General features: G+C 66.8%; 25 protein-coding genes and 1 pseudogene. 9 read left to right on the forward strand and 17 right to left on the reverse strand.

Annotation, left to right across the window (positions count from 1 at the left end):
• Nucleotides 1-114: 114 nt before the first annotated feature.
• The 3 genes from ACMGG8_RS13920 to ACMGG8_RS13930 all read right to left on the reverse strand — a co-directional run bounded on the left by ACMGG8_RS13920 (nt 115) and on the right by ACMGG8_RS13930 (nt 3639).
• The gene (locus ACMGG8_RS13920) at nt 115-693 is read right to left on the reverse strand and encodes a DUF4337 domain-containing protein (protein ID WP_060840315.1); all 579 of its coding nucleotides are present in this window, start codon (nt 691-693) and stop codon (nt 115-117) included.
• A 523-nt stretch (nt 694-1216) separates the two neighbouring features.
• Nucleotides 1217-1882, reverse strand: a complete 666-nt coding sequence (locus ACMGG8_RS13925) for an HAD family hydrolase (protein ID WP_060844223.1) — start codon at nt 1880-1882, stop codon at nt 1217-1219.
• A gap of 101 nt (nt 1883-1983) precedes the next feature.
• Nucleotides 1984-3639 (reverse strand): WG repeat-containing protein, encoded by a 1656-nt coding sequence (locus ACMGG8_RS13930; RefSeq protein ID WP_060844222.1) that lies wholly within the window; start codon nt 3637-3639, stop codon nt 1984-1986.
• A 413-nt stretch (nt 3640-4052) separates the two neighbouring features.
• Between ACMGG8_RS13930 and peaA the strand changes: the two genes are divergently transcribed.
• From peaA to peaD, 4 genes are all read left to right on the forward strand, one after another.
• Nucleotides 4053-5633: a quinohemoprotein amine dehydrogenase subunit alpha gene (gene peaA / locus ACMGG8_RS13935; RefSeq protein ID WP_414159739.1), complete on the forward strand. Its 1581-nt coding sequence runs from the start codon at nt 4053-4055 to the stop codon at nt 5631-5633.
• Nucleotides 5634-5712: 79 nt separating this feature from the next.
• On the forward strand, nt 5713-7146 hold the full coding sequence (gene peaB, locus ACMGG8_RS13940; RefSeq protein ID WP_235759809.1) for a quinohemoprotein amine dehydrogenase maturation protein: 1434 nt from the start codon (nt 5713-5715) through the stop codon (nt 7144-7146).
• 1 nt (nt 7147) lies between these two features.
• The gene (qhpC, locus tag ACMGG8_RS13945; protein WP_060840310.1) at nt 7148-7471 is read left to right on the forward strand and encodes a quinohemoprotein amine dehydrogenase subunit gamma; all 324 of its coding nucleotides are present in this window, start codon (nt 7148-7150) and stop codon (nt 7469-7471) included.
• Between the two features lie 23 nt (nt 7472-7494).
• Complete coding sequence (peaD, locus tag ACMGG8_RS13950) at nt 7495-8613, forward strand: quinohemoprotein amine dehydrogenase subunit beta (RefSeq protein WP_414159740.1); 1119 nt, start codon at nt 7495-7497, stop codon at nt 8611-8613.
• Between the two features lie 639 nt (nt 8614-9252).
• On the opposite strand, the gene ACMGG8_RS13955 is transcribed toward peaD, so the two are convergent.
• From ACMGG8_RS13955 to ACMGG8_RS13965, 3 genes and pseudogenes are all read right to left on the reverse strand, one after another.
• Nucleotides 9253-9654 carry a lysozyme inhibitor LprI family protein gene (locus tag ACMGG8_RS13955; protein ID WP_414159741.1) on the reverse strand — a complete coding sequence of 134 codons (402 nt, stop codon included), beginning with the start codon at nt 9652-9654 and terminating at the stop codon, nt 9253-9255.
• A gap of 39 nt (nt 9655-9693) precedes the next feature.
• Nucleotides 9694-10065, reverse strand: coding sequence for a GFA family protein (locus tag ACMGG8_RS13960; protein ID WP_414159939.1), 372 nt, complete (start codon nt 10063-10065; stop codon nt 9694-9696).
• A gap of 36 nt (nt 10066-10101) precedes the next feature.
• A pseudogene (locus ACMGG8_RS13965) lies at nt 10102-11016 on the reverse strand (ADP-ribosylglycohydrolase family protein); the annotation flags it as partial.
• 133 nt (nt 11017-11149) lie between these two features.
• Between ACMGG8_RS13965 and ACMGG8_RS13970 the strand changes: the two are divergent.
• Both ACMGG8_RS13970 and ACMGG8_RS13975 read left to right on the forward strand, forming a co-directional pair.
• Nucleotides 11150-11608, forward strand: coding sequence for an SRPBCC family protein (locus ACMGG8_RS13970; protein WP_060840307.1), 459 nt, complete (start codon nt 11150-11152; stop codon nt 11606-11608).
• Nucleotides 11609-11751: 143 nt separating this feature from the next.
• On the forward strand, nt 11752-12555 hold the full coding sequence (locus ACMGG8_RS13975; protein WP_414159742.1) for an aminoglycoside phosphotransferase family protein: 804 nt from the start codon (nt 11752-11754) through the stop codon (nt 12553-12555).
• Nucleotides 12556-12788: 233 nt separating this feature from the next.
• Here the strand turns inward: ACMGG8_RS13975 and ACMGG8_RS13980 are convergent, their stop codons facing one another.
• The gene (locus tag ACMGG8_RS13980; protein ID WP_060840305.1) at nt 12789-14114 is read right to left on the reverse strand and encodes a PLP-dependent aminotransferase family protein; all 1326 of its coding nucleotides are present in this window, start codon (nt 14112-14114) and stop codon (nt 12789-12791) included.
• A gap of 89 nt (nt 14115-14203) precedes the next feature.
• On the opposite strand from ACMGG8_RS13980, the gene ACMGG8_RS13985 reads away from it, so the two are divergent.
• Nucleotides 14204-14836 (forward strand): LysE family translocator, encoded by a 633-nt coding sequence (locus tag ACMGG8_RS13985; RefSeq protein ID WP_414159743.1) that lies wholly within the window; start codon nt 14204-14206, stop codon nt 14834-14836.
• A 27-nt stretch (nt 14837-14863) separates the two neighbouring features.
• A complete protein-coding gene (locus ACMGG8_RS13990) occupies nt 14864-15208 on the forward strand; it encodes an antibiotic biosynthesis monooxygenase family protein (protein WP_414159744.1) in 345 nt (114 codons plus the stop codon).
• Between the two features lie 15 nt (nt 15209-15223).
• Here ACMGG8_RS13990 and inhA read toward each other — a convergent pair whose 3' ends face one another.
• The gene (gene inhA, locus ACMGG8_RS13995; protein ID WP_414159745.1) at nt 15224-15910 is read right to left on the reverse strand and encodes an isonitrile hydratase; all 687 of its coding nucleotides are present in this window, start codon (nt 15908-15910) and stop codon (nt 15224-15226) included.
• Between the two features lie 92 nt (nt 15911-16002).
• Between inhA and ACMGG8_RS14000 the strand changes: the two genes are divergently transcribed.
• Nucleotides 16003-16986, forward strand: a complete 984-nt coding sequence (locus ACMGG8_RS14000; RefSeq protein ID WP_060840301.1) for a GlxA family transcriptional regulator — start codon at nt 16003-16005, stop codon at nt 16984-16986.
• Between the two features lie 16 nt (nt 16987-17002).
• Here the strand turns inward: ACMGG8_RS14000 and ACMGG8_RS14005 are convergent, their stop codons facing one another.
• From ACMGG8_RS14005 to ACMGG8_RS14045, 9 genes are all read right to left on the reverse strand, one after another.
• Entirely contained in the window at nt 17003-19441 is a 2439-nt protein-coding gene (locus tag ACMGG8_RS14005) for an alpha/beta hydrolase (protein ID WP_414159746.1), read from the reverse strand.
• A gap of 14 nt (nt 19442-19455) precedes the next feature.
• Complete coding sequence (locus tag ACMGG8_RS14010; RefSeq protein ID WP_060840299.1) at nt 19456-20898, reverse strand: TIGR01777 family oxidoreductase; 1443 nt, start codon at nt 20896-20898, stop codon at nt 19456-19458.
• A 15-nt stretch (nt 20899-20913) separates the two neighbouring features.
• Entirely contained in the window at nt 20914-21387 is a 474-nt protein-coding gene (locus tag ACMGG8_RS14015; protein WP_060844214.1) for a hypothetical protein, read from the reverse strand.
• 77 nt (nt 21388-21464) lie between these two features.
• Nucleotides 21465-22370: an alpha/beta fold hydrolase gene (locus tag ACMGG8_RS14020; protein WP_414159747.1), complete on the reverse strand. Its 906-nt coding sequence runs from the start codon at nt 22368-22370 to the stop codon at nt 21465-21467.
• A 57-nt stretch (nt 22371-22427) separates the two neighbouring features.
• Nucleotides 22428-22880, reverse strand: coding sequence for a hypothetical protein (locus tag ACMGG8_RS14025; protein WP_060840296.1), 453 nt, complete (start codon nt 22878-22880; stop codon nt 22428-22430).
• Nucleotides 22881-22913: 33 nt separating this feature from the next.
• Nucleotides 22914-23300: a hypothetical protein gene (locus tag ACMGG8_RS14030; protein WP_414159748.1), complete on the reverse strand. Its 387-nt coding sequence runs from the start codon at nt 23298-23300 to the stop codon at nt 22914-22916.
• A gap of 83 nt (nt 23301-23383) precedes the next feature.
• Entirely contained in the window at nt 23384-23845 is a 462-nt protein-coding gene (locus ACMGG8_RS14035; protein ID WP_414159749.1) for a cysteine hydrolase family protein, read from the reverse strand.
• A gap of 57 nt (nt 23846-23902) precedes the next feature.
• On the reverse strand, nt 23903-24271 hold the full coding sequence (locus ACMGG8_RS14040; protein WP_414159750.1) for a VOC family protein: 369 nt from the start codon (nt 24269-24271) through the stop codon (nt 23903-23905).
• A gap of 142 nt (nt 24272-24413) precedes the next feature.
• Nucleotides 24414-25001, reverse strand: a complete 588-nt coding sequence (locus tag ACMGG8_RS14045) for a TetR/AcrR family transcriptional regulator (protein WP_414159751.1) — start codon at nt 24999-25001, stop codon at nt 24414-24416.
• Between the last annotated feature and the right edge of the window lie 72 nt (nt 25002-25073).

Here is a 25073-nt window from a genome sequence, read left to right on the forward strand (position 1 = left end):
TCTGGCCGTCGCTGGCGGGATCATCCGGGCCGGACGGTTTCGCAAACTGCGACAGCCGGTGAGAATCCGCGGACGCTGCGACGCAGGGCGCTGCGGGTTGCTGCGCAGGGGGTTCTAGATGTGCAGCCAGGCCAGGGTGCCCAGCAGCACACTGCCGCCGGCCGCGCCGTAGGCGAGTTTCTTCAGCCATTCCTTGCGGGTCAGCAGGGTGATGGCGGCCATCGAGATGGCAATCTGGATCGCCATCATCGCCTGGGCCCAGCGATGGTGCTGGTGCAGCTCGACTTCGGACTGTTCGTCCCAATCCCGGGCCTCGGCTTCCAGGGCTTCGGCTTTCAGGCGCACGGCTTCCTTCTCTTTCTGGTAGCGCTGGGCCTCGATGCTGTAGTGCCCGGCATCGACCCCGGGAATGTGGGTCGCCAGCTCCGCCAGGTTCTGTCGGCTGGACTTGGCCTGGTAGTAGCTCCACTGGTTGGCGGCTTCGGTCTTCTTCATCGCCGCGTTGTTCTTGTCCATCGCCGCCTGGCTCTCCGTGGAGCCGGCCTGATAGCTCAGGAGTGCCCCCAGGGTGGCCATGATTGCGGTCATCACCGCGATCTTGCTGGCGAAGTTGTCATTGCGGCGGTGGGCGTGTTCGGTCACGTGTTCCAGGTGCTTTTCGTGGGGGCTGGGCACTTCGAAGTCTTCAGTCATGGCGTCGATCTGGAGAGGGGGGTAAAGGTTTCAAATTGTATCTATGGCCATGGGCGGCGGCAGGGCTGGTGCGACTTCGTTCAGCTGGCCGACAGTCTGGGGCTCGTGCCCCTGCAAGGCGCTTGCTCTGGCAAAAAAAAGCCCGCAACAAGGCGGGCCAAATGGGATTCGTTCAGGAGTGACTATCAATCTAAGGGGGGCGAGGTGAAAGACCTGTGAAAAAAAGGTGGTCCTGAGGAAAAAGCGCAAAGGTATTTGTCCGAATCGCACTGGCTTTTAGGATCTGTCCGATAGGACCGCCCTCGGCAGCCACGTATATTCCTCCCTGCTCGCCCAGCCAAAGGGGGTACTTCGGCTTAGGTGCCACTGCCGAAGTGATGGGCGAGCACTTTTTCCCTTCTGCTGTTTTCTCCCGGTGAGGTTTGCGCCCACCGTCCCGCTGCAATCGCCAGCGACATTCCTTTCAACTCAGGCTGCAACGGTGCTCAGGGCCCCGGCGGATCCGCGGCCGGCTTCCGATGGTTCAGGCTCGCCCGAGCCGGCGCTGGATCTCGGCCCACAGCTGCGGGTCGTCGAAGTCGCGGATCACCCGGTGGGCGCCGGCATCGAGCAGGGTGTGCGGTTGCTGGCTGGTGGCCAGGCCGAAGGTGCTGATGCCGGCGTTGACCGCGGCGGTCAGCCCGGGCACCGAGTCCTCGAAGGCCAGGGCCTGTTCGGCCGTGGCGTGCAGGCATTCCAGGCCGCTGAGATAGGGCAGGGGATCGGGCTTGGCCCGGGGCAACTCCTCGGCCACCAGCACCGTCTGGAAGCGCTCCTGCAGGCCCAGCGCCTTGAGCATGTGCTCGGCGTTGGCCCGTGGCGCGTTGGTCACCACGCACACGCCGATGCCGTGCTCGGCAGCGAAGTCCAGCAGGCGCGGCAGGCCGGGCAGGGGCTTGAGTTGCGGGGAGAGTTGGCGAAAACGCACTTCCTTGCGTTCGGCAAAGGCCAGATGTTCGGCCACGCTGCGTTCGGGAAACAGGTAGCGGCACATGTTGGCGTTGGCCTGGCCACTGACGTGGGCGGCAAACTCTGCCTCGGTGAAGGTCCGGCGGTCTTCTTCCCACAACAGTTGTTGCAGGGCCAGCAGGTGCAGGGCGTCGGTGTCGGTCAGGGTGCCGTCGAGGTCGAAAAGCAGAGCGTTGAGCATGGGACAGTTCCTGTCGGGCCCCATCCGGGCCGGTTGGCTGAATCGATCAAGCCCGCATCCTAGCAGGCTTGATCGCTACCGTGACCGGCTCGCCCAGGGCCTTAGCCCTGTGCGTTGTCGCCTTCGCCCTGGTCTTCTTCTTCGTCCGGTTGCGGGCAGTGGTCCTGCGGGTTGGCCGGCCACAGCACCTTGTCCTGGCCGTCACGCACCTGCTCGGCGCCACATTCCACCTGGCTGACCTGGAAACTCGGGGTGCCGTCCAGGCGGTACAGGGCCTTGAGGCTGCGGGACTGATCGTCGCCGACGCCTTCCACGGCGTAGCCGAAGATCGCGCCACGGGCTTCGTCCACCACCAGTTCCTGCCATTTGCTGGCAATCAGGCGCTTGCCCTTGAGGTCATACAGCGCCGAGGTGGCCAGGGGCGAAGTGTCGTCGGTGGCCAGCAGGTAGTGGCCGCTGGCATCCAGGCGAATGTCGACGTACTGGCCCGGCTCCAGCAGCACCTTGCCGCTGGCGTCCATCAGGCCCACGGTGTGCATCTGCGTGGCCTGGCCGAACAGGGTGGCCTGCTTGGTCGGGCTGTTGGCGGTGCTGAACACGAACAGGTCGGCGTTGAGCGCGCCGATCTGCGCGTAGGTCGGCTTGAACAGCTCCACGCCCTTGTCCACATCGAAGATGCCGAAGGTGGCGCTGAACACGTTCTGCAGCACCGCGACCTGGTTCAGCCCCGATACCTGCTTGAACATCCCCAGGGGGCTGAAGCCTGCCGGGTCCGCCGAGTCATAGACCGGCTGCACCTTCCACTGGCCCTGACGGTCAATGAACCCGGCCTTGCCGGAGCTGCCGTCGGCATTCTTGGCGGTGACCAGCGCGCCCTGCTTGCCGAAGACCTGGCAGGTGCCGAACTGGGCCTGGATCACGGTCTTGCCCTGGAAGTCCATGTAGCCGCAGGGGCTGTCATATTTTTCGCGGAAGGCCACCAGGCCGTCTCCCGGCTCGCCCATCCAGTTGTAGGTGGCGGCGCTGATCAACTGCGCATTGGCATCGGCCAGGGCCTTGCCCTGTTCGGTGTTGACCACCAGATGCTGGTTGGCAAAGTAGTCGATGCTGTCGAACTCGACCTTCTTCTGCTCGCCGGTCTTGAGGTTGAGCGCCCACTTCTGATCGCCGCGCTCGGCGCCCATCCAGCCGCCGCGCTTGGCGAAGTCGTCGCGCACCACGCTGCTGTCATACAGCGCTTCGGTGATCACTTCGCCCTTGGCGCTGAGGATGCCGCGCTTGCCGCCGATCTCGTAGACGATGAACTCATCGGCGCCGCCGACATACAGGTCGTCGAAGCGCGGGGGCTGAATCTGCTTGCCGCTCTGGTCGATGATGCCCAGCTTGCCGTCCTGGCCGAAGCCGAAATAGCCCGGGGTCAAGAGGCGCAGGTCGTCGGTGAAGGCGGCCTTGAGGATCTGCTTGCCGTCGGCGCTGGCGAGGTTCCAGGTGCCGTCCTTGGCGAACAGGAAGGTCTTGTCCAGGGGCAGGGCGACCACGGCGTCGTAGTCGTTGTCGGCGCTGACCAGCACCTTGCCGTCCTGGTCCAGCACGGCGCATTCGCCGTTGGCGCAGATCGGCATGATCATGGCCGCAGGCGCCGGGGCCGGTGCGATGGCGGCCGTCTTGGGGCTGGTTTCTTCCTTGCAACCGACCAGGGTCAGGGCAGACAACGAGAGGATCAGCGAGCCGAGACGGGCACAGGCGCTTCTATCCATGAACTTCAGGTTCCTTGTAATGAGGGGGAGTGCAGAGCGCCCCGCACAGCGGGGTGGGCAAAGCGCGGGTGATTTTGCGGCGGCGCCGGATAAATGCAAGATCCAATTGCAAAGAAAACCACCGATACAGGTGAGGGCGGGCGCCAGCGCGGCGATCTGCGCCCCGCGGTGGGATGTCTCAGACTGAGACGTCTGTCGCGAAATTGAACGTCGGGTAACACCCTGGCGCTGGCCAATGCCTGGGGTTTTCACCTAAGTCATTGATTCGGAGTCTTTTAATAAGCTGGCACGCTCCGTGTATTGCTTACCCTCAGACGTTTCTCCTGCCTCCATGCCCGGTATCCCCGGGCATGGCAGAAACCATAAAAACGACTCGCTAACAATAAGAAAGCACCGAGGGAGGTTCGACCCTGATGAAGAGAAAACTCCGCCTGAGGCTCAGCGCCAGCCTGCTGGCCATCGCCACCTGTACCGCCTTGCACGCGCCATCGAGTTTTGCCGCCCGGGATGCCGGCAGCATCCTCAAGGAAACCTGCCAGGGCTGTCACACCCCCGAGGCCGGGGATGCCCTGAGCCGCATCAGCCACCAGCGCAAGACCCCGGAAGGCTGGCTGATGAGCATTGCCCGCATGCAGACCATGCACGGCCTGAAGATCAGCGATGAGGACCGCCGCACCCTGGTCAAGTACCTGGCCGACACCCAGGGCCTGGCCCCCAGCGAGACCGACGGCGTGCGCTATGCCCTGGAGCGGCGCTTGAACACCGTCGAGCACTTCGACGAGCAGACCACCCAGATGTGCGCCCGGTGCCACTCCGGCGCGCGGATCGCCCTGCAACGCCGCCCGGCCCAGGAATGGGAGCGGCTGGTGAACTTCCACCTCGGGCAATGGCCGTCCCTGGAGTACCAGGCGCTGTCCCGCGACCGCGAATGGCTGCCCACCGCGCTCAAGGACATGGTGCCGTTGCTGGCCCAGCGTTATCCCCTCGACAACCCGGCCTGGAAGGCCTGGCAGCAAGCGCGTCCTTCAGCGGCGTCGCTGGTCGGGGACTGGAGTTTCAGCGGCCACCTGCCGGGCAAGGGCGAGCTGGCCGGGGTGATGAGCGTCAGCGCCGGCGAGGGCGATCAGTTCAAGGTCAGCGTCAAGGGCCAGTACGCCGATGGCAGCCCGTTCAATGGCCAGGGCAGCGCGATTCTCTACAACGGTTATGAATGGCGCGGCAATGTCACGGTCGACGGCGTGGTCATGCGCCAGGTGCTGGCGGCCCAGGGCAACGCCCTGCAAGGGCGGATGTTCGAGGCCGAGCACGATGAGCGCGGCCTGGATTTCATCGCCGCCAAACAGGGCAGCCAGCGTCTGCTGGCGGTGCAGCCGGGTTACCTGAAGGCCGGCGCAGAGGCCGAAGTGACCCTGGTGGGCGCCGGCCTCACCGGCACCCCGAGCTTCGGCAAGGACGTCGAGGTGCTGCAGGTGCTGGAGCAGAGCCCGGAGCGCATCCGCCTCAAGCTCAAGGCCGCGGCCAGCGCCCAGCCGGGGCTGCGCGAAGTCAGTGTCGGCAGCCTCAAGGGCGCCACGCTGGCGGTGTACCAGCGCATCGCCGAGGTCAAGGTGGTGCCGGCGTTCTCGGTGGCGCGGATTGGCGACGGGGGCGGTTCGACGCCCAAGGTCCAGGGTCGCTTCGATGCCGAAGCCTGGGGCCAGGGCGCCGACGGCAAGGCCTATCGCATCGGCGTGATGCCGGCGCAGTGGAAGGTCGAGGCCTTCGACGAGCAGGCGGCCAAGGATGAAGACGTCAAGTACGCCGGCAGCATGCAGGCCGACAGCGGCGTATTCACCCCGGGCGACGCCGGGCCCAACCCGCAGCGCAAGATGTCCACCAACAACGCCGGCAACCTCAAGGTGATCGCCGCCGTAGAGGAGGGGGGCAAGGCCCTGACCGGTGAAGGCCAGCTGATCGTCACCGTGCAACGCTGGAACAATCCACCCATTCCCTGAGGGGCGTCGAGCGATAGCGACAGACACTTTCAGGCAATGACCGCAGGCCCCGACAGCGGGGCGTGCACAGGAGGTTGTAATGGGCGCAATTCTCAATCTGGTGGAGCGCAACCTGCATGAAGTGCAGGTCGACGCCGACCGCATGCTGTTCCATATCCCCAGCAGTTCGCTGTTCGCCAGCGATGCCTTGACCGGCAGCATCATCGATGCCCTGCGCGGCCCGGGCTGTACCCCGCAAGAGCTGATCCAGCGCCTGGGCGGCCGCTATGACGGTGCCGAAATCAGCGACACCCTGCGCGAGCTGATCGCCCTGGAGCTGGTCAGCGACGGCTCGCCCCTGACCCCGGAAATCGGCGTCAAGCGGGTCGAGCGCACGGCGATCAATACCGTGGTGCTCAACGTCAATACCGGCTGCAACCTGAGCTGCACCTACTGCTACAAGGAAGACCTGGACAAGCCCTCGGCGGGCAAGAAGATGGGCCTGGACACGGCCATCGCCTCGGTGGAAATGCTGCTGCAGGAATCCCCCGACGAGGAGCGCTACACCGTGGTGTTCTTCGGCGGCGAGCCGCTGAGCAACCGGCCGCTGATCGAGGCCATGGTGGACTACTGCGAACAGCGCTTTGCCGCTGCCGGCAAGTTCGTCGAGTTCGTCATGACCACCAACGCCACGCTGTTGACCGAGGAGGTGGTGGACTACCTCAACGCCCACCGCTTCGGGCTCTCGGTGAGCATCGACGGGCCCAAGACCGTGCACGACCGCAACCGCATCACCGTGGGCGGGCAGGGCACCTATGACGTGGTGCGGCGCAAGGCGCAGATGCTCCTGGCGCGCTACAACAGCCGCCCGGTGGGCGCCCGGGTGACCCTGACCACCGGCGTCACCGACCTTGAGACCATCTGGGATCACCTGTTCAACGAGCTGGGGTTTGCCGAGGTGGGGTTCGCCCCGGTGACCTCCGGGGACATCAGCAGCTTCAACCTCAGCAGCGATGAGCTGATCGAAGTCTTCGCCAGCATGAAACGCCTGGGGCGGCGTTACCTGGACGCGGCGCTGGAGCACCGCAACATCGGTTTCTCCAACCTGCACCAGTTGATCACCGACATCCACGAAGGCCACAAGAAAGCGCTGCCCTGCGGCGCCGGGCTGAAGATGCTGGCGGTGGACCACAAGGGCGAGCTGAACCTGTGCCACCGCTTTACCGGCTCGTCCTTGCCGACCTTCGGCAACGTGCATGACGGCGGGGTCAAGCAGGTGCAGCTCAACGACTTCCTGTCCCAACGCCTGGACCGGACCAACACAGGTTGCGACAGCTGTCGCATCCGCAACCTGTGTTCCGGGGGCTGCTACCACGAGAGCTACGCCCGCTACGGCGACCCGGCGCACCCGACCTATCACTACTGCGAACTGATGCGTGACTGGGTGGATTTCGGCATCGAAGTCTACAGCCGGATCATGGCGCACAACCCTGCGTTCATCAGCACTTACATCACTCCGCGCAAGGCTCACTGACATGAAACATCTCAAGCCAATCAACAACAAAGCTCAGAAACTGACCGCGGCGGCCGCCGAGGATCGGATCGAAGAAGTGCTGGCGATGAACTCCGTGGCCGGCTGTGCCTCGACCACCGACCCGGGCTGGGAAATCGACGCCTTTGGCGGGGTCTCGTCGCTGTGCCAGCCGATGGAGGCCGACCTCTACGGCTGCTCCGACCCGTGCTGGTGGCCGGCCCAGGTGCCCGACATGATGAGCACCTACCCCGACTGGAACAAGGACGCCCAGGCCTCCAACGACAACTGGCGCAACCTCGGCACTGTCTTCCCGAAAGACAAGTGATGAACAACAAGAAGGATTCCAGCATGCACAGCATCAAAGCCTGCGGCCTGGTCGCACTCGCGGTTCTCGGCGCCTGCTCGTTCAGCGTTCTGGCCGATGAGGGGCTGGCCCTCAACACTGGCCACGAGTACCTGGTGACCACCAACTACCCGAACAACCTGCACGTCATCGATCTGGCCAGCGACAGCCTGTACAAGACCTGCAAGATGCCCGACGCCTTCGGCCCCGGCACCGTGCAACTGTCGCCGGACCGCAAGATCGCCTACGTGTTGAACAACCACTACGCGGATGTCTACGGCGTCGAGCTCGACAGCTGCAAGCAGGTGTTCCACGCCAGCATCACCCAGCACCCGGGGGAGAAGGCGCGCTCGATGTTCGCCTTCACCGTCAGCCACGACGGCAAGGAGCTGTACACCGTGGCCAACCCGACCCTGCTGCTCAATGATCGCTACGAGGTCAAGGAGCCGCGGCTGGATGTCTACGCCACCGATGCCGGGCTCAATGCCAAGCCGGTGCGCAGCTTCCCCGCGCCACGCCAGCTGACCATCATGCAGAGCGGCGACGACGGCACCCTGTATGTGGCCGGGCCGGACCTGTACAAGGTCAACGTGCAGACCGGCAAGTTCGACGTGCTGATCCCCAGCCGGCACTGGAAACGCCCCAACTACAGCGCCCCGGACGTGCTCTACATCTGGAACCAGCAGACCTACCGCCACGACTTCTCGCTGCTCTACACCGCGGCGAAATTCAAGGACAAGCAGCAGGACCCGGCGACCGCCGAGCCGCTGTATGGGCTGTTCAGCATTGACTTGAAGACCGGCAAGACGGAAACCACCGACTTCGGCCCCCTGACCGAGATCTACTTCAGCGGCATGCGCTCGCCCAAGGACCCGAACCTGATGTTCGGCGTGCTCAACCGCCTGGCCAAGTACGACATCAAGCAGAAGAAACTGCTCCAGGCCGCGACCCTGGACCATTCCTACTACTGCCTGTCGTTCAACAAGGCCGGGAGCAAGATCTACCTGACGGGGACCTTCAACGACGTGGCGATCTTCGACGCCGAGAGCCTCAAGCAGGTGGGCAAGATCACCTTGCCCGGTGGCGACATGGCGGCCACCACGACGCAGATCTTCATCCGCTGACCCGCCTCCATCGGCCTGCCCGGCTCCTTATGCAGGAGCCGGCTTGCCGGCGAGCAGGCCGGCAAGCCGTGCAGCGCCCCCGCTGACGCCTTCGCGGGCCAGCCCGCTCCTACAAGGGTGGCGAGCAATAGGTATCCGTAGGAGCCGGCTTGCCGGCGAATGGGCCGGCAAGTCAGGCAGCGTCCCCGCTGACGCCTTCGCGGGCCCGCCCGCTCCTACAAGGGAGGCGAGCAATAGGTATCCGTAGGAGCCGGCTTGCCGGCGAATGGGCCGGCAAGCCATGCAGCGCCCCCACCAACGCCTTCGCGGGCCAGCCCGCTCCTACAAGGGAGGCGAGCAATAGGTATCCGTAGGAGCCGGCTTGCCGGCGAATGGGCCGGCAAGCCATGCAGCGCCCCCGCTGACGCCTTCGCGGGCCAGCCCGCTCCTACAAGGGGGGCGAGCAATAGGTATCCGTAGGAGCCGGCTTGCCGGCGAATGGGCCGGCAAGCCATGCAGCGCCCCCGCTGACGCCTTCGCGGGCCAGCCCGCTCCTACAAGGGGGGCGAGCAATAGGTATCCGTAGGAGCCGGCTTGCCGGCGAATGGGCCGGCAAGCCATGCAGCGCCCCCACCAACGCCTTCGCGGGCCCGCCCGTTCCTAGAGGCCCGGTACCGGGCAGCTCAAATCGCCTTCCTGGCACTTGAGGTAGGTCTTGAAGTTTTCCACCCGGGCCTTGGTCAAGGCCGTGACGCAGTTGCTATGGACCAGCGGATAAACGCTGCCGCCTTCGACCCCCGAGGACGAGAATTCGCACTCGGCATCCCGGAACGCCACCCAGGCCCGTTGTGCACTGACCAGCAGTTTCTTGGCCTGTGGCTGGTCTTTCAGGCGCAGGTTGATCTGCTGGTAGAGGTTGTTCAGTTGCTTGTCGGCCGCCTGGAATTGCCGGCCGGCGCACTGGTTCATGTCGGTCTGGGTGGTGGCACTGTCGCACTCGCCGGCCTGGGCCAACGGGGCGAGCAGCAGCGGCGCAAGGGCCAGGAACAGGATCGCACGCATGGAACATCTCGCTATCGGGTCAAGGGGGGGACATACAGCCTAGTCGCGGCTGGGTTGCCATTCGGGCCAGCGCTCCAGCGCCTCGTGGGCCAGCCAGGGCACATCGTGGGCGGTCCAGATATGCACCTGCGGGATTTGCCCCGGATCATCGTCCAGGGTCGCCACCCGCAGGATCACATGGGGCTGGCCCGGTCGCTCGGCCAGCAGATGAGAGCCGCACACCGAGCAGAAGTGCCGCAGCTTGCCCGGCGACGACTCGAACGCACGCAGCAGCTCCTGGCCCCGGGTCCAGCGAAAATGTTCGCGCATGACCCCGGCGGTGGAGGCGAAGGCCGCAGCATGGGCCTTGCGGCAGGTCTGGCAGTGACAATGACCGATGGGCATGTCCAGGCGCTCGACCTGGTATTGCACGCCCCGGCACAGGCAACTGCCGTTGAGGGGCCGGGCCGGTTGTTGGCGCTGGGCGGCCTGCAGCAATTGATCGGCCATGGCCTGGATCTCCTCGGCCATGTGCAGGCAGGCCAGCCAGTGCGGCGGTATGCCCTGGACCCCGTAGAAGGCGCCTGCCAACTGGCCGACGATGGCCGCGGTGGTGTCGGCGTCCTCCCCCAGGTTGGCGGCGGCGAGCACTGCGTCGGCGAAGCTGTCGCTGTGCTGGAAGCACCACAGCGCCGCCTCCAGGGAGTCGACGCAATAACCGTTGCCACGGATCTGCTCACGGGTTTTGTGCAGATAACCGCCCTGGGCCAGGGCCACGACCTTGCTCTGGCTCAACCCCGTGGTATCGAGCCGTTGCAGTTCAAGCTTGCTGGCGCCGCCCAGGGCCTTGGCGATCAACCCGGCCAGCAACTGGCAGCATTCGACGGCTTCGGCGGCGCCATGGGTGGTGCGCGAACTGGCGCCGGCCAATTCGCGCACCCGCTGCAGATCGGGGTAGTGGAACAGCACCACCGGCGTCAGGCGCATCAACGACCCATTGCCCGCGGTCTGCGGGTCGGTGGAACCGGCAAAGGGCCGGCCGTGCTCCTGAAAGTCGATCAGGGCCTGGCGCACGGTCATGCCGATGTCGAAGCATTCGCCGGTGGCGCTCAGGTAGCCCCATTGCCACCAGTTGAGGTAGCGGCCCATCTGGTCGGCCGGGTCGAAGCCGTTCTTGTGCAGCAGGCTCTCACCCAGGCACAGGGCCATGGAGGTGTCGTCGGTCCACTGTCCGGGCTTGAGGTTGAACGGCCCGCCACCCAGCAGATCGGTGAGCGGCGCGAAGCTGCCGCGGGGCTTGAATTCGACGCTGGTGCCGACGGCGTCACCACAGGCCAGGCCCAGGAGGCTGCCGCGGTAGCGGTCGATAAGAGAGAGGGGCATGGCAAATCCTTTGCAGAGACAGGTGCGCCGGCGACAGTAGCATTTTTCATGGCGCGCGATCAGGCGTGCCTTCGGCCGGATAAAGGTTGCGCTCGAAGCAGAGCGGTCTAGTGTTCATCACTGGAGGTGACTTATGAACGCTTCAGATCGCATTGAACGCAAGATCCTGCTGCATGCCCGTCCGGCGCAGGTGTGGGCGGCGCTGAGCGAGGCCGAGCAATTTGGCCGCTGGTTCGGCGTGGCCCTGCAGGGCCAGCATTTCATCCCCGGCCAGCGTGTCCGCGGTGCCGTCACTTACCAAGGCTACGAACACCTGACCTGGGATGCGCAGGTGGAACAGATGCTGCCCGAGGAGTTGTTCTCCTTCCGCTGGCACCCTTACGCCATCGACCCGACGCATGACTACTCGGCCGAGCCCACCACCCTGGTGCAGTTCGAACTGGAGGAGCATGGCGGCGGCACCTTGCTGCGGGTCATCGAGTCGGGCTTCGACGGCATTCCCGGTGAGCGCCGGCTCAAGGCCTTTCGCATGAACAGCCGGGGCTGGGACGAACAGATGGGCAATATCGAGAACTACCTGCAGCAGGGCTGAAGTACAGCCGCATTCAGCCGCAACTGGCGGGTTGCAGATCAGGCCGCACAGCTTGAAACTTGCCGCTTGCCGCTTGCCGCTTGCCGCTTGCCGCTTGCCGCTTGCCGCTTGCCGCTTGCCGCTTATCGCCTGGAGCTGTCCCCTTGTTTGCAACCTATGTAGACCGCTGGCGCCTGACGGCGGATGGCGAGCCCATCGTCACCCCGGGCAGCCGGCTGTTGCCGGTGCGTCTGCAAGACGGTGCGCCGGCCATGTTGAAGATTGCCCTGGACGAAGATGAGCGGGCCGGCAATCGCTTGATGGTCTGGTGGGCCGGGGAGGGCGCTGCGCGGGTCCATGCCCAGGAGGACGATGCACTGTTGATGGAGCGCGCCATGGGCACGGCGTCATTGATGCGCATGGCCCTGGCCGGCCAGCACGATGAGGTCAGCCAAATCGTCTGCGCCACCCTGCAGAAGCTGCACCAGCCACGGGCGCAACCCCAGCCATCGCTGGTGCCGCTGGATCGCTGGTTTAGCGACCTGCGCGAGGCGGCGGCGCAGCAGGGCGGGTTGTTCCGGCGCTGCCTGGCGCAAGCCGATCAACTGCTGGCCACGCCCCGGGAACCGGTGGTGCTGCACGGAGATGTACACCACGACAATGTGCTGGATTTCGCCGAGGGCGGCTGGCGGGTGATCGACCCCAAGCGGGTCCATGGCGAACGCACCTTCGATTTCGCCAACCTGATCTGCAACCCGGATTTGCCCAGCGCCACCGACCCGGCGCGCTTTGCCCGCCAGGTGCAGGTGATTGCCCGGGCCGCGCAGCTGGAGCCGCGACGCCTGGTGCAATGGGTGCTGGCCTTCAGTGGTCTGTCCGCTGCCTGGTTTCTCCAGGACGATCATCAGCCCGGGGCGCAGCACCAGCTCAAGCTCGCGGCGTTGGCCGCACAGGCACTGGAGGGCTGAGCTAGGGGTTTGCGTAGGTGCGGTATGGCGAATTTCCTACACGCGCTGTAATTCAATGCGCCTTCTGCGCCCCCGGCTTTGTGTTTAATCTTCTTTCCCACAACTGCAGCGCAGGAAGCGCTCAGGATCAGGGAAGGTCGACCATTAGCACGGATGCTGCAGACAGGAAGTCATGATGGTCTTGGAAAAAACCCGCTTCGGCGGGTTTTTTTTCGTCCGGCCATTGACGCCCTTCAGCGGGTGATTTCGTTACGGACCTTCTCCAGGGCCTGCTGCAGCAGCGGCAGGCCGATGGAGCCCAGGGCCAGGCGCAACGCCTGGGGCACGTGGGCGGTGGTGGCGAAGGGTTCGGCCGAGGTCACGGTGATTCCCTGCTGCTCCAGGGCCGTCACGACCCCATCGGCCCGCAGCCCTTCCGGCAGTTTCAGCCAGAGAAAATACGATGAAGGGTAGGCCTGGTAGTCGCAGCCCTTGAGCACCCGCGCGGCCAGTTGCTGGCGGCGCCGGGCGTCGTTGCGTTTCTGCTCTTCCAGGCTGTCCACCAGCCCCGACTCGATCCAGCGGCAGCCCAGGGTCACGGTCAGCGATGGCGTGCTCCAGGTCGACACGCGAATCGCCCGCTCCAGGGCCGGGATCATCTCCAGCGGCGCGACGATGAACCCCAGGCGCAATCCCGACGCCACGCTTTTCGACAGCCCGGAAATGTACAGCGTGCGTTCCGGGGCCAGGGTCTGCAGCGGCACCGGCGCCGGTTCGGCGAGAAAGGCATAGGCGCCGTCCTCGATCAGCAGCAGGTCATGCTCGCGAGCCAGTTGCACCAGGCGCCGACGTTCGGCCAGGGGCATCACCGTGCCCAGCGGGTTGTGCAGGGTCGGCATGCAGTACAGCGCCCGCACCGGGCGCCGGCGGCACAGGGCCTGCAGGGCGTCGAGGTCCATCTGCCCGTTGTGCTGGGGCAGCGGCTCCAGATCCAGGCGCTGGACCTGGGCCAGGGCCTTGAGCCCCGGGTAGGTCAGGGCGTCCACCGCCAGGATGTCCCCAGGCTGCAGCTGCGCCAGCAAGCTCACCGCCAGTCCTTGCTGGGCGCCATTGACGATCAGCACCTGTTCGCCCGCGACACGGATCTCACGGTTGCGCAGGTGGCGCGCCGCGGTCTGCCGTTCGTGGGGGCGACCGCCCTGGGGCGCCGAGTGCAGCAGCGCATCCAGGTCGCCGGAGGCGGCCATCGCCCGCAGCCCCTCGCGCAGGCTTTCTGCCTGGCCGGGCAGGGACGGGTAGTTGAACGCCAGGTCCACCGAGGCGGCGCTGGCCGGGTGCTGCTCCAGGCCCATGCCCCGCGGCAGGCTGGTGTCGCGGACAAAGGTGCCGCGCCCGGGCTCGCCGACCACCAGGCCGATGGCCTCCAGCTCGTGATAGACCCGCAGCGCCGTGGCCAGGGCCACCTGCTCGCTGGCCATCAGCGCACGCACCGTGGGCAGTTGGGTGCCGGGGCACAGCTGACCGCTGCGGATGCGCTGGGCGAAGTGATCGACGATGGTTTTGTAGCGGGTTCGGCGCATGTTCGACCACCTTATGTATCTAGAACACTTTTTTGTTTGTATCAGATAGGGGCTCTAATCTAGCGACTTTTGCGCAGGAGCACACGGGCATGCCGGACCTGACCACCCTGTCGATCTTCCTGGGCGCGGTGCTGCTGTTGCTGCTGTCGCCGGGACCGAACATGGCGTTTGTCATCAGCCACGGCGTGGCCTACGGCTGGCGCGGTGGCGTGGCTTCGGGGCTGGGCATCGGCGCGGCGGATATCGGCCTGACCCTGCTCACGGCCACCGGGGTGACCGCCGTGGTGGCCAGCTGGCCCCCAGCGTTCGAGCTGATCCGCTATGCCGGGGTCGCCTACCTGCTGTGGCTGGCCTGGAAGGCCCTGGGCAAGCGCGGCGCCCTGCACCTGGCCGAGCCGGCGCGGGTGCCGCTGTCAACGGTGTTTGTCCGGGCCCTGTGCAACAGCCTGCTGAACCCCAAGGCGCTGTTGTTCTTCATGGTCTTCCTGCCGCAGTTCGTACGCCCCGAGCGCGGCAGCATCGCCGTGCAACTGGTGGTCCTGGGCTTGCTGCTGACCCTGGTCAGCGGGGTCTTTCACACCAGCCTGGGGATCTTCGGCGCGGCCCTGGGTCGGGGCCTGCCCAGCGGCGATTCGCGGCTGGCCCGCTGGCAATCCTGGCTGCTGGCGGCGGTGCTGCTGGCCCTGGCCCTGCGCCTGGCGCTGCTGGCGCGCCCGGTCTGATCCATCACCCCCCCAAGGAGTTTGCCCATGTACATCGCCGCCTTTATCTACCAGCCGGGCCAGCGCGACGAGGAGTTCCACCGCCTCAGCGCGCTGATCGATGAAATTGCCATCAGCCTGCCGGGCTTCGTCGGCGCCCAATCCTGGACCAGCGCCGACCAGGGGCTGATCAACGCCAGCTACTACTGGGAGGACGAAGCCTCGATCCAGGCCTTCGCCAGCCACCCCAGGCACATCGAGGCCAAGCGCCAGTACCGGCGCTGGTACGCCGGTTATCAGGTGGTGATTTCCAGGGTCGAGCGCACCTATGGCGATGGCGCCATTACCCAGTTGCTCGGCAATGCCCGCCAGGGCCCGGTGCTGAGTGCCTGAGCCGTGCCCGGAGCCTCAGCCGGCGTGCAACCTGGCCGCCGCGCGCAGGGTGATTTCCCGGCGCTTGTGCAGCGACTCTGTGGTGCGCTGGCGGGCGAGCTGCACCACGCTGGCCGGCGCGGTGTCCGGGCTGCCGGCCTCGAACGGCGGCGCCGGGGCGTATTCCAGTTGCAACTGCACCAGTTGCGCGGTGGCGGCGTCGAACAGTTCGGCGGCCAGGGTCAGGGCGAAGTCGATGCCGGCGGTGATGCCGCCGCCGGTCAGCAGGTTGCCGTCGCGCACCACCCGTTCGCGCACCGGGATCGCCCCCAGCGGCGCCAGCAGGTCGTGGTAGGCCCAGTGGGTGGTGGCGCGCTTGCCCTGCAGCAGGCCGGCGGCGCCGAGCACCAGGGCGCCGGTGCACACCGAGGTCAGGTAGCGCACCCGGGCCGCCTGCTGGCGGATGAAGGCCAGGGTCTGCGGGTCTTCCATCAGCGCCCCGACCCCGGCGCCACCGGGAACGCAGAGCACATCCAGCGGCGGGCAGTCGGCAAAACCGGTGCTGGCCTGCAGCACCAGCCCGGAGCTGGTCACCACCGGCCCCGGCTCCTTCCAGATCAGATGCACCTGCACATCCGGCAGCGAGGCCAGCACGTCGTGGGGACCGGTCAGATCCAGCTGCTGGACCTCTGGAAACAACAGAAAACCTATCTGTAACGCCATGGCCTGTTCCTTGTGTCGATGAAGTGGACGGCCTGACTCTAGCGCTCTAGGCTTTGGCGTATTCGCCAACCTGCCCTCGATTTACGCCAATCATGTCCACTGCGCCGAAAAACGTCTTTGTCCTGGCTTTTGCCAATCACCAGTTGCTGGATGTCACCGGCCCCTTGCAGGTGTTCGCATCGGCCAATGACCGGGCCCGCGGCCTGGGCCTGCCCTTGCCCTACCATCCGCGGGTGATCGCCAGCCCGGGTGGGGCGACCCTGAGTTCATCGGGGCTGGCGCTGCTGGCCGATGCCTTGCCAGCGCCGGAAGTGGCCTGCGACACCTTGATCGTTGCCGGCGGTTGGGGCGTCTACGAGGCGGCTCGGGACCCGCAGTTGGTGGCCTGGGTCGCTCAGCGCGCGGCGACCTCGCGGCGCGTGGCCTCGGTCTGCACCGGGGCCTTTCTGCTGGCGGCCAGCGGCTGGCTGGACGGGCGCCGGGTGGTCACCCACTGGACCCGCTGCGAGCAGTTGGCCGAGCAATACCCGCAGCTGCAGGTGGAGCCCAACCCGATCTTCATCAACGACGGCCCGGTGTGGACCTCGGCTGGGGTCACCGCCGGCATCGACCTGGCCCTGGCCCTGGTGGAGGCCGACCTGGGCCGCGAGGCGGCGCTGGAGGTGGCCCGGCAACTGGTGGTGTTTCTCAAGCGTCCGGGCGGCCAGTCGCAGTTCAGCGTGACCCTGTCGCTGCAAAACCAGGGCGGGCGTTTCGATGGGCTGCACGCCTGGATCGCCGAGAATCTCGGTCGCGAGCTGACGCTGCCGGTGCTGGCCCAGCAGGCGGGCATGAGCGAGCGCAGTTTCGTTCGCCACTACCGCGCCGACACCGGCCGGACCCCGGCCCGGGCGATCGAGCAGATCCGGGTGGAAACCGCGCGACGCCTGCTGGCCGACACCGGCCTGCCGATCAAGCGCATCGCCGCGCAATGCGGTTTTGGCAGTGAGGAAACCTTGCGCCGCAGCCTGCTGCGAGCCCTGGGGGTGACGCCCCAGGCCTACCGCGAACGTTTCGCCGCCACCGAGCAGGCCTGAGCCTGGGGCGCGGGGGTCAGCCTTCGACCAGGCTCAGCTGGCCGTCGGCATACAGCACTTCGCGGCCGACCCAGGCCGGGTCGACCTGGGGCAGCACCGCCGAGGGCTTGCGCAGCTCGCGCAGCAGGGTCGAGCCGTGGGACAGGCGCCCGCCCATGCGCGCGATCACCGCCCGGGCCTGTTGGTAGTGGGCATGGCGCCCGGGGTCGAGGGTGTCCTCCAGGAGAATGTCGACCCCCAATACGCCCTGGACCTGCCCCGGATAGATCATGAAGCCCGCGGCCTGTTCGCTGCCTTCGCGGCCGTCCTGCCAGAAGCTGCCGCCGCGGCTGCGCACCTGCTCGTGGGGGGCGAACCAGTAGTCGCGATCGGCCTCGGGCACGGCGTGGTGCAGGCGGAAAAAGATCCGCATCAGGTTGTCCCGGTACCACTCGCGCACTTGCAGGTAGTAGCCGCGCATGCCCGGCAGGCCCAGGCGGTGGGCCAGGGCAATGGCCGGGCGCCACTGCGGGAAGGCTTGCAGCGGCAACTCGGTGCAGGCCGGGCGCGGGGTGCCGGGGTCGGTTTCCCAGGGCAGGCGATGGGGGCTGTGGTCCAGGTTGTCGTAGGCGGTGGGCGGGCGCCCCAGCAATGCGCCGCCGCTGCTGGCCAGGGCGGTGGCGATGCACAGGTTGCCCTGCACCACGAACACGTAGAAACGGCTGAACCAGTCCGCCAGTTGCTGGCCGTCGGCAGCACCCTGGTGCAACTGCGCCAACTCGTCATCGAAGCGCCGCAGGCCGCGTTCCAGGGTCAGCAGATGGCCGCGGGCGATGTGCTGCATGCGCAGGAAACGCGGCAGCGAACGCAGCAGCCGCAGCGGGCGCAAAGGCAGCTCCGGGGTGGCGCCACCGACTTCCCCGGCGTAGCTGGAGGAGGGCAGGCCCCAGTCGGCCAGGCGCGCCAGGAACAGGTCGTTGTTGATGTAGGAAGCACCGCCGAACACCGCGGTGAAAGGTTCGTTGTCCTGCAGCACCCGGCTGTCCCAGCGGGCCATGATCGCCGGAATGCTCGCCGCCGCGCGGCGCTGGCCGTACTCGACGAAACGGCTGGGCTGGGGCGGCAGGATCTCGGCGATGTTGGCCGCGGTCAGGTGCCGGCGCCAGCCGTAGTCGCTGATCGGGCGGTACTGCAGCAGCCACAGTCGCTGGCCGTCCCAGGCCCATTCGACATCGCCGGGCACGTAGTGAAAGGTCTTCAGCACCCCTTGCAGGAAGTCCCACAAGGCCCTGGCGCTCAGGCCCTGGGTGCTGGCGAAGGCGCCGCTTTCCCAGGCCGGGCCCAGGCGCGAAAGAATCGCCCGCTGCGGGCTGACCTGGCCGTCGGCGAGGCGTTCCAGATGGCCTTCGACCCATTCCAGTTCCACCGAGAGATGGCGCACGAAGGCGATCCCCGAAAGGGTCGGCTGGATGAAACGCTGCACCACCACTTCCTCGACCCCGGCGTCGCGCAGCTCGCTGATGCGCGCCGGCACGTCCGCGCTGGCGACCCGCAGGTAAGTGGTGCTCAGGCCGGCGTTGGCCGAGTCGGCCTGATCCTCGCCGTAGCTGGAGGAACGCACCGCCCACAGCGCCGCGGGCTGGCTGGCGAGCAGGGCCGGCAGGCGCGGGTCGCCGGCGCTGTCCAGGGACAGGGCGCTGGGCACCGGCTGGCCGGCCAGTTGCGCCAGGTGCAGGCGGCCGCCCTTGGTGTGGGCGACAAAGCCCGGATCGGCGGACTCCAGCCAGGCGACGAACTGGGCCGGTGCATCGATCCAGGGGTAATGGCCCCAACCCGGCTGCAGGCTGACCCGCAGGTCGGCCCGGGCCAGGATCGCCGACCAGGCCGCGGCCTGGGCCACTCCCAGCAGCCGGTCCTGATCGCCCCAGACCAGGTGCACCGGGTCCTTGATCCACTCCAGCAGCGGCAGCGCGGTGTCGGCCCGCAGCTGTTGCCACAGCGGCACGAACGCCCGGCAGCGGGCATAGCCCGAACCCATGCGCCGGTATTGCTCCTGGGTCCATGGCTGGCGCGAGAACTTGCCGGCGAACAGGGTCGGTTTATGGCTCAGCAGGCCATGAATCAGCAGGCGCGCCGGCAGCGGCGACATCAGCGCCGGCAAGCGCCGTTGCCAGAGAAAGGCCCCCACCGGCGACAGCAGCACGCTGCGGCAGAAATGCCCGGGGCGGCGTTGCAGGGCGTGCAGCACGATCAGCGCGCTGACCCCCACCGCGACAATCGCGTTGCCCGGCGCCGTCATGCCCAGCAGGGCCTCGGCGTATTCACCCAGGTCCTGGCAGGGCGGCAGCGGGTTGTCGCCAAACCCCGGCAGCTCCAGGGGTTGCACCTGATAGCGCTGGAAGTGCGGCAGGGCATCGTCCCACCAGTCGGCGGCGCTGCCATTGCCCGCCAGCAGGTACAACAGGGGCTTGCTCATGGGCATTCCTCAGCTCAGGTCAGGTCGCGCAGGGCCGCGTCCAGGGTCGGGTAACGGAAGCGGTAGCCGGCCTGCAGCAGGCGCGCGGGCACCACCTTCTGGCCGTCGAAGAACAGCTCGGCCATTTCCCCGGCCAGGGCCCGCACCGGCGCGGCCGGCACATGCAGCCACACCGGGCGCTTGAGCACCTTGCCGGCGGTGGCGGCGAAGGTGCCCTGGCTCACCGCTTCCGGCGCCACCATGTTGTAGGTGCCGGACAGCGACGTGTCGTTGATCGCCCGGGCCATCACCTGCAACACGTCGTCGCGGTGCACCCAGCTCATGATCTGCCGACCATCGCCCATGCGTCCGCCAAAGCCGAAATGGAAGGGCAGCAGCAGCGGCTTCAGGGCGCCGCCGGGACCGAACACGATGCCCAGGCGCAGCACCACCTGCCGCACGCCGAAGCGGGTCGCCGGCTCCGCCGAGGATTCCCAGCGCGCGCACAGGTCGGCCATGAAGCCTTCGCCGCGCTCGGCGTTTTCATCCAGGCTCTGGCTGGCGTCGCGCACCCCGTAGAAACCGATGGCCGACGCCTGGATCCACAGCTCCGGCTTGTGCTGGGCGTGTTGCAGCCAGTTGAGCAGGGCTTCGGTGGTGCCGACCCGGCTGGCCAGCAGTTGCGCCTGGCGCTTGGCGGTCCAGCGTGGTCCGGCCACCGGGGCGCCGGCCAGGTTGATGATCACGTCGAAGGCTTCGCCATGGCCCAGCTTGCTCAACGAGCGCAAGCAGCGGGCGCGGCCGTCGAACAGGTAGGCGGCGCGCAGCGGGTCGCGGGCCAGCACGCTGACCGTGTGCCCGGCATCCAGCAGTTGGTTGACCAGGGTTTCACCGATAAAACCGGTGCCGCCGGTGACCAGCACGCGCTTGCCGCGGCCGCCGGCAAAGGGATTGGCGCCCTGGCCCTGGCGTTGCAGGCGCAACGCCGCCAGGCCGTCACGAATCCCCGAGGCCGTCACACCGACGGCGAACAGGCTCAGGGCCCAGCCTTGCCAACCCAGGTCGATAGGGCTCAAGGCGCTGGGCAGGCGCGACCACTCCAGCAGTTGCAGGCCGTACAGGGCGAAGAAGGCCCCGGCATTGATCGCCAGCACCGTGTGCATGATGCGTTCGATGGCCGGCAGCTTGCGGCTGCGGTCCTCGACCACGAAGTCCCACAGGGTCAGGCCGATTTCCAGGGCGAACAGCACCGCGATCACCAGCGCCCAGATGCCCTGGAACGCCAGGTGGGCGATGCCCATGAACAGCACGCCGTAGAAGCACGAGCGCAGGGCATGGATCGCCAGCTCCTTGCGCGCGCCATGGCGTTGCGGCAGGGCCACGGTGAGTTCGTGATGGTAGATCGTATCCAGGGCGCCGAGCACGCCCTGGGCGAGCAACAGGGCGATGGCCCACTGCAGGATTGGCAAATCAGCCACGATGGTGAAGTCCTTTTACGAGGGAAGACGAGAGGTACGGCGGTCGTGGCGCTGCAGCCACAGTAACGGTGGCAGCAGCACCAGCAGGGCGAAGCTGTCGATCCACAGGTGCGCGGTCATGTTCATCTGCCAGGACAGCCACATGTCCTGGGGCGCCCACAGCACGATCCCGGCCATCAGCCAGGTCCAGGCCGCCGGTGCCCGCAGGCGGTTGCCCAGGTGCACCAGGCCCAGCAGGTACAGCGAGTAGCTTTGCAGGGTGGCGCCGAACAGGCCCAGCCACCAGACCTGCTGGGCCCGGGCCGGTGCCGGCGCGGCGGCGCCCCAGAAGGCCTGTTCGATGCCGCCGAGGTAGTCGTTGAACAGGCCGCTGTGGCCGGCCCAGGTCAGCAGCAGCCCGGCCAGCAAGTGGCCGGTGCCGACGGCGTAGAGCCAGAGCACCAGGGCCCGGCGCAGGCCGGGGCGGGGAGAGGTCGCGGCGGGTAACATTCCATGTCCTGTGGAGGATCAAAGCCGCGGAGTGTACCGATTTTTCCCCCCGCGTGGCGTGTGCCGGTTGCCACTTCTCACCTGTTCTGAAGCAACTCCAGCAGCGCGTCGAGGGTGGCTTGCGGGGCCTCCTGGGGCAGGTTGTGGCCGACCCCGGGCAGGATCCGGCGTTGATAGGGCCCGCTGAACAGGCCGATATCGGGGTCGGGCTCGGTGGCCGGGCCGACCCCGTCGTCGGCGCCACAGAGGGCGATGGTCGGCACCTGGATCGGCGGTTGCGCCTGCAAGGCCTGCTCGATGCTTTCCAGGCTGGGGTCGCCGGGTACGTAGCCGAAGCGATGGCGGTAGGAATGGATCACCACGTCGACGAAATCCGGGTTGTCGAAGGACGGCGCGGTAAGGCCATAGCACTGCGGCCCCTGCTTCCAGGTCGGCGACCACTGGCGCCACAACAGCTCGCAGAACGCCCGGCGATTGGCCGTCAGCCCATCCACCCCGCGCTGGGTATTGAAGTAGTACTGGTACCACAACCGGTGCTCGGTCTCCGGCGCCCTGGGTTCGCAGGCCTTGGGGATGTCCTGGATGTTGTAGCCGTCAGCGCTCATCAGGCCCTTGACCCGCTGCGGCCACAGGGCGGCGACGATGCACGCGGCGCGACCGCCCCAGTCGTAGCCGGCGAGAGTGGCCCGGGGCAGGTGCAGCGCGTCCATCAGCTCCAGCAGGTCCCGGGCCAGGGCGGCCTGCTGCCCGGAGCGCATGATCTGCTCGCTGACAAAGCGCGTCGGGCCGTAGCCCCGCAGGTAGGGAACGATGACCCGGTAGCCGCGTTCGGCCAGGGGCGGGGCGATCTCGTCGTAGGCCCGCACGTCGTAGGGAAAACCGTGGAGCAGGATCACCGGCTCACCAGTGGCCGGGCCGTGAGCTTCGTAGGCAAGGTGCAGGCTGGGGGTCGTGACCTGATGCAGGGCGTCTGAGCTGGGCATGGTGGCTCCGGGGTTCGGTGACTTGAAACACCCTAGCTCAAAACGATTACGGCTGATCTAGAGCGACTCGTACTGGCCGTCCTGGTCGACGTAGAACACTTCGCTGAGGTACCAGCGCTGGCCGCTGAAGATCAGGTGGTAGTGGTAATCGGCGGCAAAGCCCTCGCCGGGGCTGATTGCCCGGGTTTTCACTAGCGCGCGATCCGCGGTTCGACTGCTGGAGAGGATCTGCTCGTACGCCGTGCCGTGGCTGGCCGGGGAGCTGAAGGCAATGGGCTGGCCCTGAAAGCCCGGCAGGCAGAACTTGGCCAGCAACCGGGCGTACTCCTGCTGTGCCAGATCCATCGATTGCAGGGGCGCGTTGTCCGCTTGGCGGGCGCTGGCCCTGTCGCTCCACTGCTGATAGTCGGCAATGAATTGCCGTACCAGCGCTTCGGGTGAGTCGCTGAACGAGGCGCTCAAGGCCGGGGTGCTGAACAGCAGGGCCAGCAGGGCGAAGAGTTTTTTCATCGGGCTGCAATCACTCCAATGTGTTTTCGCGGCTCAGGCTTCACACAGTCCGTCAGCATCGCGCCAGTAAAGGGTGGATTCGTATTGGAACGAGAGGATGAATCGCGCCTCGCAGTGCTGGGCGATGGTTTCCAGTAAGCGGCGGATGTCATCCAGAGAGCGATGGTCTTCGGGCTCGGGGCCCTTGATCCGCAGGTAGCAGCGCAGGCCGACTGCGAAGTCGCAGCCCTTGCGGTCTTCGGCGCGGATCTCGGGTTCCAGGCTGGAGTCTTCGCTTTGCAGGCTCAGGCCTGAGGGGAACCAGGCCTGGACCGCGCCGGGCAGGTAGTGCACCTCGGTGCCCGGGAAGCCTTGCAGTAAACGGCCGAGCAGCGCCGAAGTCAGGCATTGGTCGGCTTCAAGGTGCAGGTCCAGGCTCATGGGGATTCCTTGTCGAGACGATGGGGCGAGGTGCGGATGCTAGCGCGGTGTCGCTCGCAAGATCGCTTCCGGTACGCCGGCTTCTACAGTTCGTCGCTGCGGATCAGGTGCTTGAAGTGATGCCGCCACAGGTCAATGCCCAGGCCGCCGCTGCGGTCCAGGGATGAGCCCACCGTCAGGTCGGTGAGCAGGGTCGGCTGCAGGCCGGCATCGAACAGGGCAAAACCCGCGGCCAGGACGCAGGTGTCGGTCTGGATGCCGCACACCAGCACCCGCTGGGGAGTGAGGCTTTTCAGGTAATCGAGGAGTTCCGTCGTCGGCCCGTAGCCGTGCTTGATAAAGACCTTGTCGGCCGCCACCAGGCTCTGGTCGTCCACCGGCGGTTGCCAACCCAGTTGCCGGGCGAAGGGCGTGCGGCTTTCATCATGGCGTTCCACCGTGGCCACCGAGGGCATGCGCCCGAGCAAGCGGTTGATGCCCTCCACCAGCCATGGCGGCGGGTTGAAGCAGGGTTGTACGTCGATGATCAGCAGCACCTGATGCATGCCGTTTCTCCTTGGGGCTCGGGTGAAAAGCTCGTCAGTGTGCCGCCAGATACCGCGTCAGGCGAGCGTCGCCGGCTGGCGCAGGCCGATGCAGTTGCCCCAGGGGTCTTGCACCTGGCAGATCCATTCGCCGCCTTCGATGGCCAGGGGGCCGCGATACAGGTGCCCGCCCAGGGCGCTCAGGCGCTGCACTTCGCCGGGCAGGTCGCTGACGTGCCAATACACCACCGTGCCCGCCGGGCCCTGGCCGACCTTGGCGTCACAGGGAACGATTTCCAGGGACAGGCCGTCGAGCTGCAAATGGCCGAAATCATCCGGCTCATGCACGACCCGGCGGGCCCGGGAGAAGGCCTGGGCGTACCACAAGGTGGCGGCGCGCCAGTCGGCGGCGTGGATCATCACGGCAATGATCGGCGAATCGGGCATGGGGCGACTTCCATGGCGGTCAGGCACAAAGGGCCCCAGTCGGCACCGGGGGCGGGCGCAAGGTTGCCAGAGGCTCTTGTCGCCATTCAAGGGTCGTTCGAGCACACGGGCGGTGCGGAGCAGCAGCGGCGGCAAGCGCCGTTCAGTGCCCCGGCCGCAGCCCGCGCAGCAGCAGTTCAAGCCCCTGCAGGGACGCTTGCAGGCGCTGCTCGCCGGGCTCGGCGGCGGCAATCCACAGCGCCGCGTCCACCAGGCTGCCGTTGATCAGGCGCGCCAGGGCGTGGCTCGGCGCGGGCTCGATCAGCCCGGCGGCGCTCAGGGCCTGCAAGCGTTGGCTCAGGGAGTCGATGCAATGCTCCTGCGCCGGCCGCCGTTCCCCCAGCACTGCCCGGGCATCCTGCAGGACGATGCGCTGGATCTCCGTTTCCTGGGCCATTTCCAGGTAGGCCCGGCAGCGCTGGGCAAAGCCGTGCCACGGGTCGTCGGACGCGGCGGAGATGGCCTCCAGGCGCTCATCCATTTCACTGTCGATCTGCTCCACCACCGCCGCCAGCAATCCTTGCTTGTCACCAAAATGGTGGTACAGCGCGCCCCGGGTCAGCCCGGCTTCGGCGGTCAGGTCGTCCATCGAGGTCCGGGCGTAGCCCAGCCGGGCAAAGGCCTGGCGTGCACTGGCAATCAACTTGGCGCGGGTTTCTTCGATCATCTCGGCGCGGGGACGGCTGCTCATGAAGACGCTTCTCCAACAAATGACGGGTTGACATACGCGGCGTATGTTCCCATGCTTTTTAACATACGAGGC

Origin of the sequence: Pseudomonas sp. BNK-45 (assembly GCF_047456255.1) — a bacterium.
In the GTDB taxonomy this organism is placed as follows: domain Bacteria; phylum Pseudomonadota; class Gammaproteobacteria; order Pseudomonadales; family Pseudomonadaceae; genus Aquipseudomonas.